At 43.4% G+C, this 10731-nt stretch carries 14 protein-coding genes; 3 read left to right on the forward strand and 11 right to left on the reverse strand.

The genetic code is table 11. From position 1 onward, the window contains the following. The 3 genes from VMW39_01755 to VMW39_01765 all read right to left on the reverse strand — a co-directional run. A partial coding sequence (locus tag VMW39_01755; GenBank protein HUW22744.1) for a ferrous iron transporter B occupies positions 1-1670 on the reverse strand: 1670 nt, incomplete at its 3' end. Between the two features lie 61 nt (positions 1671-1731). Beyond that, positions 1732-1965, reverse strand: coding sequence for a FeoA family protein (locus VMW39_01760; protein HUW22745.1), 234 nt, complete (start codon positions 1963-1965; stop codon positions 1732-1734). A gap of 100 nt (positions 1966-2065) precedes the next feature. Beyond that, on the reverse strand, positions 2066-2548 hold the full coding sequence (locus VMW39_01765) for a metal-dependent transcriptional regulator (GenBank protein HUW22746.1): 483 nt from the start codon (positions 2546-2548) through the stop codon (positions 2066-2068). Positions 2549-2714: 166 nt separating this feature from the next. Here VMW39_01765 and larE point away from each other — a divergent pair, with 166 nt between their 5' ends. The 3 genes from larE to larC are packed head-to-tail and all read left to right on the forward strand — an operon-like array spanning position 2715 to position 5492. Further along, positions 2715-3545, forward strand: a complete 831-nt coding sequence (larE, locus tag VMW39_01770; GenBank protein HUW22747.1) for an ATP-dependent sacrificial sulfur transferase LarE — start codon at positions 2715-2717, stop codon at positions 3543-3545. Continuing rightward, on the forward strand, positions 3542-4318 hold the full coding sequence (larB, locus tag VMW39_01775) for a nickel pincer cofactor biosynthesis protein LarB (protein ID HUW22748.1): 777 nt from the start codon (positions 3542-3544) through the stop codon (positions 4316-4318). The genes larE and larB overlap by 4 nt, the downstream gene beginning before the upstream one ends. A 1-nt stretch (position 4319) precedes the next feature. Next, the gene (gene larC / locus VMW39_01780) at positions 4320-5492 is read left to right on the forward strand and encodes a nickel pincer cofactor biosynthesis protein LarC (protein ID HUW22749.1); all 1173 of its coding nucleotides are present in this window, start codon (positions 4320-4322) and stop codon (positions 5490-5492) included. Between the two features lie 68 nt (positions 5493-5560). On the opposite strand, the gene VMW39_01785 is transcribed toward larC, so the two are convergent. The 8 genes from VMW39_01785 to VMW39_01820 all read right to left on the reverse strand — a co-directional run. Continuing rightward, on the reverse strand, positions 5561-6973 hold the full coding sequence (locus VMW39_01785; protein HUW22750.1) for a nickel-dependent hydrogenase large subunit: 1413 nt from the start codon (positions 6971-6973) through the stop codon (positions 5561-5563). Between the two features lie 3 nt (positions 6974-6976). Further along, positions 6977-7891, reverse strand: coding sequence for a hydrogenase small subunit (locus VMW39_01790; protein HUW22751.1), 915 nt, complete (start codon positions 7889-7891; stop codon positions 6977-6979). A gap of 65 nt (positions 7892-7956) precedes the next feature. Beyond that, positions 7957-8148 carry a twin-arginine translocase TatA/TatE family subunit gene (tatA, locus tag VMW39_01795; GenBank protein HUW22752.1) on the reverse strand — a complete coding sequence of 64 codons (192 nt, stop codon included), beginning with the start codon at positions 8146-8148 and terminating at the stop codon, positions 7957-7959. A 13-nt stretch (positions 8149-8161) separates the two neighbouring features. Continuing rightward, the gene (locus tag VMW39_01800; GenBank protein HUW22753.1) at positions 8162-8641 is read right to left on the reverse strand and encodes a hydrogenase maturation protease; all 480 of its coding nucleotides are present in this window, start codon (positions 8639-8641) and stop codon (positions 8162-8164) included. Next, positions 8616-8876 carry a twin-arginine translocase TatA/TatE family subunit gene (tatA, locus tag VMW39_01805; GenBank protein HUW22754.1) on the reverse strand — a complete coding sequence of 87 codons (261 nt, stop codon included), beginning with the start codon at positions 8874-8876 and terminating at the stop codon, positions 8616-8618. The genes VMW39_01800 and tatA (VMW39_01805) overlap by 26 nt, the downstream gene beginning before the upstream one ends. A gap of 16 nt (positions 8877-8892) precedes the next feature. Further along, on the reverse strand, positions 8893-9240 hold the full coding sequence (locus VMW39_01810; protein HUW22755.1) for a carboxypeptidase-like regulatory domain-containing protein: 348 nt from the start codon (positions 9238-9240) through the stop codon (positions 8893-8895). Between the two features lie 9 nt (positions 9241-9249). Continuing rightward, the gene (locus tag VMW39_01815) at positions 9250-9624 is read right to left on the reverse strand and encodes a carboxypeptidase-like regulatory domain-containing protein (GenBank protein ID HUW22756.1); all 375 of its coding nucleotides are present in this window, start codon (positions 9622-9624) and stop codon (positions 9250-9252) included. A 107-nt stretch (positions 9625-9731) separates the two neighbouring features. Next, positions 9732-10731 (reverse strand): DUF362 domain-containing protein (locus VMW39_01820; protein ID HUW22757.1); only part of this gene is annotated, 1000 nt, incomplete at its 5' end.

A 10731-nucleotide genomic window follows, 5' to 3' on the forward strand; every position in this document is an offset into this window, starting at 1 on the left:
ATTACTGCTGACTTTGCCATATCTCTTACTCCCAGTTCCTTCACTAATACGGCAAACGTTGCTGCGCAGGGAAAATACATAGCTAAGACGACACTGGCGATTACCAGTTGTTTCAGAGTCAACCCCAGCGGAACGAGCATGCCTACAGCTACATCTTTTCTTAAAAATCCAACGAGTAACGAAGCCACCGCACCTGCGGGAAGCCCAAGGATATTTTTTATCACCGGTCCTGCTAACTTACTTATGAAATCTATAATTCCAAGCGAATACAGGATGTTCACAATAAATACTCCTAAGAGCATAAAAGGTATTGCCCCTTTCAAAAATCCTTTAACACGCATCCATAGCTTCTTTGCCAGCGCCCCAAAATAAGGAATTCGATAAGGTGGTATCTCCACGAATATTTCCGGACTTTCTCCTTTCAATAAACGATTCATCAAAACCCCAATCACAAGCCAGACTAGAAATAGAGTTCCAAAAACAAGTATAAGTGCCTTTGCTCCGTATTTGCCCACCAAGCCAACAATCATGGCAACCTGGGCTATACAGGGAACAGTTATCGCCATAAGGGTAGCACTGATAAATCTTTCTCTTTCAGTCTCCATTACCCTTGTAGCTAAAGCGCCAGGGACATTACAACCCAGACCAAGAAGCATCGATATTATTCCCAGGCCGTGGAGTCCTACCTGGTGCATCATCTTATCTGCCAGAACGCCCAAGCGGGGGAGATAGCCAGAATCCTCAAAAAAACTTAACACTAAATAGAAAGCAAATACATAAGGAAGAACTGCGGCAAAAGGCACAAAGAGTCCTGTGGTGAGAATACCGAAGGATTCAAAAAATTCTATTTTCCCTTCAAATATCTTCCCGATCAATATATCGTGGATAAACCCACCAGAACCTAAAATGGAAGAAAGCTTCATCATAAGCGGCGCCCATAGTTTTTCAAATATTGGTTCAAAGACATAACCAATGAGTCCCTCTCCAATAAATCTAATAAGTTTGAAAGCAATATAGACGACTCCCAGAGCAACGGGAATCCCGGTGAAAGGTCTTATTGAGGCATCGGCTATTCTCTCTAAAAGAGTATGGTGGCGATGTGTTACTTTCTGGACACGCTCGATAATCTTTCCTATCTCATGCCACTTCTCTTCTTCTGGGTAATCGTAAGTCCTTGCTTTCGCCTCAAGTAATCTATCGACTAATTCTTTTATACCCTCACCAGTCACAGCACAGGTAGGAACAACAGGCACATTAAGAATTTTTTCCAGTTCTTCTACATCAATAGAAATACCCAAATGTTTCGTTTCATCCCAGAAATTCAAATCCACAATAACCGGAATATTTTTCTTTAGCAACTGCAAGGTAAGGTTCAGGTTCCGTTCAAGATTCGTGCCATCGACAATGTTGACCACAATACCGTTCTGGCTGACAATTGAATCTTGCAATATCTTTACCGCAATCTGTTCAGCCTTTGAGGTAGGCTCAAGAGAGTAGGTCCCCGGCACATCAATAACTTCTACTTTTTCATTACCAACCCTCATATACCCTTTACTGAATTCGACAGTAGTGCCCGGGTAGTTGGAAGAAATTACATTGACACCGGTCAGCCTGGAGAAGACCACGCTCTTCCCCACATTGGGACTTCCCATGAGCAATACTTTTCTCATCTTAAATCCTCTTTGGTCGGGTACTCTTTAGAATGCCGTTTTTCGTCGTCCTACTCCGCTCTTATTTCTTGTGTTCCACCATTATTCTACGTGCCATACCAAAACCAATAGCCACTTGAGTATTACCTGCCCTTATAGTTATGGGACCACGCATAAGCTGAGAACTCACTTTCACAATTTCTGTCCCCTGTTTTATACCCAAAGTCTCCATCTTCCTTAACAATCCCCATCCTCCCTGAATATCGACTATCTTTCCTCTTTCTCCTTTTCTCATCCGGGTTAAATCTATCGCCATCTCACTCACTCCTATTCTTCGCCCACTCCTGGGAGTCTGATTGGTCGGGCACCGTTTACGATGCCATCTCTGGTCGGGCACTCTTGGGAATGCCGAGTTATTAACTTTTCTCTCTTATTTTCCTTACTTTACCTTCCTTTGGTCTCTTTCCATACTTGTAAAAATAATTGAAACTCTTCAACCAGTCCGCTCCTTCGGGGTGTGGACAAGTCTCTACAAATTTCACAAAGGCTACTAACCTTTTTACTGTATTGCCACTAATACCGTGTTCTATCTTACAGGCATCCTTCTCCGCGGTCCTGGAATCTGTACTTAATATCTCCTTCAAAAACTTAATCAATATTTTATGGCTCCCGTATATTTTCCCTCCTAAAGTCTCTCCCTGTCTGGTCAACTCGATATATCCATATTTTTCATGATTCACCAATCCTTTTTTACAAAGAACTTTTATCGCTGCACATACGCTGGGCATACTTAATCCCATCTTGCGGCTAATATCCCGCACTCTAACGACCCTGTTTTTCCTATGGAGCATAATTATCGTCTCTAAATAATCTTCAATATGGGAAGTCAGTTTCACCATAAAATATCTCCCTGAAGTTAGGCTAAACAAAGAAAGTTAGTCTAATCTAATATTAATATAAAATAACTATTTTGTCAAGAAAAATTTCATTACTGCTTTTCGGATTTATACTTGACAAAAGCTCTTTCTTATGCTATCAATAAAGTTGCTTTTGGAGGTAGTTTTTATGGGAAAAGATACTTTCTACAAACTAGAAAAATTGAGGCAAATATTAAAAGAGATGGGCTCCTGCCTGGTTGCCTTTTCTGGGGGAGTGGACAGTAGTTTCCTGTTGAAGGTAGCCTCTGAGGTATTAGGGAAGGATAAGGTTTTAGCTGTCTCTGCTAAATCTGAAACTTACCCGGGAGAAGAACTGGAGTCTTCTAAAGAAATAGCAAAAGAATTCGGAGTTGAGCACCTGGTAATCCAATCTGAAGAATTGCAAATTCCTCAATTTAAAATGAACCCAACGGATAGGTGTTATTATTGTAAGACTGAACTCTTCCAAAAATTGAAAGATGTGGCAAAAAAGAGAGGTCTCAATTTCGTCGTCGATGGTACTAATTATGACGATATAAGCGACCATAGACCAGGAATGAAAGCTTTGGGGGAACTGGAAATACGAAGCCCTATGAAAGAGGCTATGATGACAAAAGAGGATATTCGCTACTTTTCCAGGAAAATGAGTCTTAAGACCTGGAATAAACCATCCTTTGCCTGCCTTGCTTCCCGGTTTCCATATGGAAAAGAAATCACCAGAGAAAAATTGTCTATAGTGGATAAGGCAGAAAGGTTCTTGAGAGGATTAAATTTTAAACAGGTAAGAGTAAGACATCACGGTCAAATTGCTCGCATTGAACTGGAAAGAGATGATATAGGAACTTTCATATCAAAAGGATTAATGGATAAAGTAGTGAAAAAATTCAAAGAACTGGGTTTTCTTTATGTAACACTCGATTTGGAAGGTTATCGAACAGGAAGCATGAATGAGCCGTTGAAAAAGGATGTCAAGAAATGAATATTAAGAGAATAAAGCAAATTTTGCAAGGCTTCAAAAAAGGCTCTATTGACATGGAAAAAGCCTTAAGTAAATTAAGATTTCTCCCCTTTGAAGAACTCGATTTCGCCACTGTAGACAAGCACAGACCTCTACGGATGGGCGCTTCCGAAGTAATCTACTGCCCAGGGAAAACATTGGAGCAGATAAGAAAGATTGCCCGTTCTTTGGCTGCCGACGCTGAAAACATTCTGGCTACCCGGGTAACAAAGGAAGTATGCCGGGCTATAAAGAAAGAAGGTCTTCCCTGTAAGGAATACCCGGAAGCGCGGATAGTAGTAATTAATCCTAAAAAGGTACCACTTGTGGGAAAAATAACAGTTATCAGTGCAGGGACTACCGATATCCCTGTGGCTGAAGAAGCGTACGTTACCGGCCAAACCTTAGGAAACAGGATGGAAAAGATGTACGATGTGGGAGTGGCTGGAATCCATCGGCTTCTGGACAAGCAAAAAAAATTCATTGATGCCAATGTACTTGTTGTTGTGGCAGGCATGGAAGGTGCTTTGCCCAGCGTAGTAGCCGGGCTTGTAGATATTCCGGTAATTGCCGTTCCTACCAGTGTGGGATATGGAGCCAGCTTCCGGGGACTAACCGCACTTCTGGCTATGCTCAATAGTTGCGCCTCCGGAGTTTCCGTAGTAAATATAGATAATGGCTTTGGCGCGGCTTTTCAGGCGAACTTGATAAATAAGAAAGTCTATGCCGCATCTTTAAAGAAATCGAGGAGATAAGATGGAAAGAGTCGCTTACTTTGATTGCAATTCCGGCATAAGCGGAGATATGATTCTGGGAGCACTGATAGATTGTGGCGCAGATTTTGACTATATCAAGAAAGAACTCTCAAAACTAAATTTAGATTTTAAAATCTCTCATCAGCGAGTTAGAAAAGGGGCTATCTCTGCTATAAAAGTTATTATTGGAGAATCGGGAAGTCATCCTCTGAGGAATCTAAAGACTATAAAGGAATTAATCGAAAAGACTTCTTTACCTCGTGAAGTCAAGGAGAAATCGCTCTCCATCTTCACCAGGCTGGCAGAGGCAGAAGCAAGTGTGCACCAAGTAGACATTGATAATGTCCATTTCCACGAGATTGGTGCAGTAGATACCATAGTGGACATAGTCGGCTCCCTTCTTGGTTTAAAATCCCTGAAAGTGGAAAGAATCTTCTCTTCTCCTCTTCCTTTAGGAAAGGGTGAAGTAGAGACTTCCCATGGAAAAATTCCCATCCCCGCGCCAGCTACAATGAAACTACTGGAAGGATGTAAAGTCTATGGAAAGGACATACAAGAAGAACTGGTGACCCCCACAGGTGCTGTTCTTATCACTTCCCTGGCAGAAGACTTTGTAGACTTTCCCGCTATGCAAACACTCAAAGTGGGTTATGGTGCCGGGACAAAAGAATTGCCCATGCCAAATGTGTTAAGGTTGGTTGTTGGAAAACTGGAGAAAAAGGAGAAAAAGAACGAGCCTCCCACTTTTCTCATTTCGGCAAATATTGACGATTCCACTCCTGAAGTGATGGGATTTCTATTCGAGAGGCTTTTGGAAATGGGAGCACTCGATGTCTGGCAACATTCCATCATGATGAAGAAGAATCGCTTAGCCACCGAGATTTCAGTGCTCTGTTATAAAGATGTGATGGAAAAAATTATAGACTGCATATTTTCAGAAACTACTACCAATGGTCTCAGAATTAGCGAAGTAAAAAGGTCTGTTCTGGAGAGAAAGATTGTGAAAGTGAAAGTTCTGGGTGAGACTATCAAAGTGAAGGTGAGCTTTAAAGGAAAGAAGGTTCTTACTATATCTCCAGAATACGAAGATTGTAGGAAGGTAGCGTTAAAAAAAGGAATAAGCCTTAAGAAAGTTCTTCAGCTGGCTCAACAGAAGGCCAGCAAAAGCACATAGCTTCTCAAAAAAGTTATGACGCAGACTAAAGTCTGCTACTCCATAGCCCTGCTTTCCAGCAGGGTTTTTTAACATACTCTGAACTCGGATATACTCCTACCAGGTTCAATCAAGTGGACCGAACAGGCCATGCACGGATCGTAGGACCTGATAATTCTCATTAATTCTATTGGATTTTCCGCATCGGCTACAGGCGTTCCTACAAGAGCTTTCTCCATCGGACCAGGCTTATCTTTATCATCTCTCGGTGAGCAATTCCAGTTAGTGGGTGTAACCACCTGATACCGTGCAATTCGGGATTTAGATATCTTAATCCAGTGCCCTAGCGCACCTCGGGGCGCCTCAGTCAATCCTATACCTTGAGCGCTCTGGGGAACTTTACAGGGAACGTAAACTCTCCTTCCAGGCCTCAGTTGAAGCACCCACTCTTCCATAGCCCGAGCAATCTTCTTTGTCTCCAGAGCTCTGGCTACGTGCCTATCCATTACCGATATCCCTTTCCTATAGTCTCCGTTCACCCACATACGCGCCAGAGGTCCCAACTCGTAGGGTTTACCCGCATATCTCGGTGCTTTTACCCAGGAATAGGCGCCTGGCTTTCCAGGAGAAGGAAGTGTATCACTATCTTTGGGATTCTTGCCAGAAGTTTTCGTATCATACCAGGAGTAGCGTACATCTTCAGTTATCTTCTCTTTATTCATGCTTTCTATTTTTCCGTCCGTCAAAAGGCCTCTTTTAAACAGTTTCTTGCTTCCCTTATCATCCAGGTCGAATGCGCCATAAGATAACAAATTTCCGTAACCCCTGCCAATCTTGCTGTAATCTTTATATACGTCGGCAAGTCTCAACACATCGGGCACATAAATATTTTCAATAAAGTCCATACTTTCTCTCAATCTCCACAGGTAAGATGCTATCTTATCTACGGTCGGCTTTTCAGTCACTCCTCCGGGAACAAAACTTATATGATGGGGAATCTTACCGCCAAAGATTGCTATCATCTCGTGAATTTTCCTGCGAACTTCCATCGCTTTAATATAGTGATCAAGATACTCTTTGTTCATCTGTTTGGAAAATCGATAGTCACCCTTAGCTCTGGGGATGAAAGGTGGCTTTTCCGGACCGACAAAATAGTCCAGTGCGGCCAGAAGATAAAAATGTAAGATATGAGACTGCAGAAAATTTGCGCCGGTTACCAGATTACGGATAATTCTGGCATTGGAAGGTGGTCTCACCCGGAAAGCAGATTCCAAAGTTAAGGAGGCTGCGGTTGCGTGAGATGCGGAACATATCCCGCAGGCCCTCTGCGTCAACTGTTGAGCATCTCTAGGGTCCCTTCCTTTAAGGATCATCTCAAATCCCCTGAAGAGAGTCCCAGAGCTTCTGGCATCGACTACTTTACCGCCTTCTATCTCCAGTACAATCTTAAGATGTCCTTCAATCCTGGCAACAGGATCAATAGTTATGATTTTTTTCGCCATTTTTTATCTCTTTCTTTCAGGCCAGCCGTAGAAAGGAGACATACCATCCGGGAATTCCATCTGCACGCAACCTATGCAGGGAGCAGAAGCTCCAATACACCAGTTGACTCCATTGTGCCAGCGGCGTAAAGGACAGTCTGAATAGGTGAGAGGTCCCTTGCATCCGAGTTTGACCATACATCCTTCTTCGCTTAGGTTTTTGGCAAATTTCTGGTGAATGTAAAATGAGTAGTTGGGACAATTATCATGCAATAGGAAACGATAAAACAGAGTAGGTCTTCGATTTTCATCAAGTTTCGGGAGACCATAGAGGATAAGATGGACAAGGGTACCTACCATCCAATCGGGATGTGGTGGACAGCCAGGAACGTTTATCACTTTCCTTCCCAGAATCTCGCCTACTCCCTTTGCCCCAGTGGGATCAGGAGCGCCTGCTGGTATCCCTCCATAAGAAGCACAGGTGCCCACCGCTATTACATATTTAGCATTTCTTCCGAGTTTCTTGGTCCACTCCAATAATGAGACAGGTTTGCCATTCTTTTCGCCCAGCGTAGCATACATGCCATTCTCTGCAATAGGAATTGACCCTTCAACAATGAGAATGAACTTACCTTTTGCCTCCTCGGCAATCTTCTCCATAGAGAGGATGACTCTATCTCCGGATGCAGACATCAAGGTAGGATGCACTTTGAGGCTTATGATTTTTAAAAGGAGTTCGCTAATTTTGGGATGGGAAGTGTTCAGGAGGGAAACGGAACAACCTGTACACCCTGAGCCCTCTAACCATATAACTGGTGGATTCCCCGCTGCAGCTCGCTCCAGAGCCTCCACCACCTCGGGAATCAAAATCTGGGAAATGCCCAGGGCCACAGCTGATCCGGCACAAATTTTCAGGAACTCTCTTCTGGTAAAATCCATTTAAATTTTCTCCCACATTAACTGCTTACCTTTTTTCGGGAGGCCACAGAGTGCCTCCCCTACAATTATTGCGGCGGCTCTTCCTTCTTTTCCTCTTTCGTTTCTTCTTTAGACTCTTTTTCTTTAGTTGCCTTTTTGAATTCTTTGATTCCTTCTCCTATAGATTTTGCAATTTTGGGTAACTTACCAGCACCGAAGATAATTAGAACAATGACCAGGATAATTATTAGTTCCGTTACACCCAGCCCTCCCAGCATAATTATTTCCTCCTTAATTCCTCTTATCCCCAACTTCATCGAGGATTAGATTAACCATTTCCCCCGTTCTTCTCTCTATCTCAGGAGACAATTCCAGTCCGTAACCTATATCTTTCGGCTCAATCCCGATTATGACTGTGTGGGGAAGTTCGCCCATCTTCCGAGCTATGGCAAGTGTCTCCACCACACCCAGCTGGTGCAATGAAGTCATTCCCCTTGCACCTTTAAGAAGAGAGTCATCCACACGTATTTTATAAGTTTTCCCCGGTTTACCTCCCAGTTTGATAGCATCCACAATAATCAATTTGGCAACTTCTTCCGCCCGAGGAATACAATCCAAAATAGAAGTTCCTCCATCTACAAGTCTAACTCTTTTGTCGATTTCCATTTCCCTGAGTTTCTGAATAAGGTGGACACCTACTCCTTCATCTCTTAACAACAGGTTACCCACTCCCAGAACGACTACTTTATCCGCTCTCAATATCCTTTTCACCTTCTTCCCGGGAAATGTTTTCAGACAGTTTCTTTTCTACTTCTTTTCTTATCTCTTCCGGAGGCTCCTGTTCAATGGCCTCGCGAAAATCCTGCGTGGCTCTCCTCAACTGTCTCACAGCCTTTCCAATAGCCCTGCCCACCTCGGGCAATCTACGAGGACCAAAAAGTATCAACACCAGAACAAGGATAACGACTAATTCCTGCATTCCCACGCCAAACAAAGGATTTCTCACCGCCAATTCTGCAATTTCAGGTGCCACCGAAGGCAACTATCAGACCGATGTCAACCTTAGTTTCTTTCCCGTTCTCGACTTTAGCTTCTACTTTATTATCAAAAAAACCCTCTTTAGTCACCATAATTGTGTAGATTTCTGGAGAAAGACCGGAAAAAGTGAAATTCCCGGAACTATCTGTAGTCGCTGTAAGTTCTGTCTCATCCAAAGTCAAGGTTACTTTTGCGCCCTCAACGCCTCCGCCCTGGAACGTATTGTTCACTTTGCCCACAATAGTCCCCCCTGCTTTTCCAGCACCTCCACATCCCAGCAGTAGACAGAAACTAACTATTACTATTAGAGTGAACGGAAATAATTTCTTCATTCTCATTACTTACCCTCCCAAGAAAGAAGCTTCCAATCGAATATTAAGTTTCTTCATTTTCTTTTCTTTCACCACAAGCTCACTGAGCGAATAAGCAAAATATCCCGGCTTCGTGACTGTGATTGCATAATTGCCGGGCTCGAGCTCTGGCAAACTATAATTTCCCAAATTATCCGTAGTTGCAGTTACAGCCCAGACTTGGGGAGAGGCTTCGGTAACATGCTTCAATGCAGTAATAGTTATTGTCACACCTTCAACAGGCTTTTTTGTCTCCTTATCAATTACTTTCCCATAAACACCCGTCCCTTCGGGAGCCTTCTCACATCCCATAATTAACATCCCTGCTACCACGAGCACCATTCCAAAAATAACCCACCTTTTCATATTTCCTCCTTATATATATTTGCTAAGATTACAATAGGAGTAGCAGAGCTTGCTCTGCGTCATTAACGCGAAACAAGTTTCGCTACTCCGTATGATATAACACCTCTCTAATCCCAAGCAGAACAGCGACCCCAGGCATTGGGCGCTCTCAATTCTTTAGGACATTGCTCGAACTTTTTCATAACTTTTTTAATCGGGTCACCGACGACATTGATGTCTTTCATTGTGCCCAGACCCATCTGTTCAGCCAACGTTAAGTGCCCATAATTTTCCGGCTTAAGACCCATTACCATAGCTTCCACCGCATCGACTGCCACAGGGTCTCTGCCAGCAATGACCAAATCCATCGATACAGGGTCACCCTTTGTAGGCCCGTGTCCTTCGCAGCCCCAGATTGCACTAATAACTGCAAAATCTATCTTCTTTATAGAAACGATGTCGCAAATCACTTCAGATATCTGATTATGGGGCAATCCCACTTTAGGTATTCCATAAACTCTATTGGGAGCAGAACCAATTGCCTGGTTTTTCAGAGTCCCGGTAATTCCTGTGAGATAATGGGTCTTCATCGGTGAAATGCTAATAATCTTGTCCGCCTCCTCAACCATAACCACTGGCAAGGCATATTCTTTGAGAGCGAGAGGTCTTTCGGGCTTATACCACTTGTACGGGGCAGAATTTATACAATAGAGTTCAGCTCCTGTTTCCCTGGCCAGTCCTTCATATCCATACGTCTTCATATTCGCAATTCCATCAGCATCGGGAGGACCGGCAGCAATGTAGATTTTCTTGGCTCCTTTTTTCTTAGCCAAAAGCGCTATTGCTCTAGCTATCCTGGGATCTGTATTATAACACTGGATTTGTTCATTACTGGTCTTACCTATCCCCAGAAGCAGATTGAAACTCGCCACCGCGTTTGTCTTAATCCACACCACATCACCTTTTTCCACAGGAAGTCCTCCGGCGAGCTTAACTGCCTTACTAACCATCTTTTCTATCTCCACCTCACTCTTTCTTGACCAAGTGGGATACCAGTACTTGCCCTTTGCCCAGCTAGGACCCTGGGGAAGCATATGCCAGTCTTTGAACTGCCAGGATTTCCCCACT

The organism is bacterium, assembly GCA_035530055.1.
Classification (GTDB): Bacteria; UBA6262; WVXT01; order WVXT01; family WVXT01; genus WVXT01.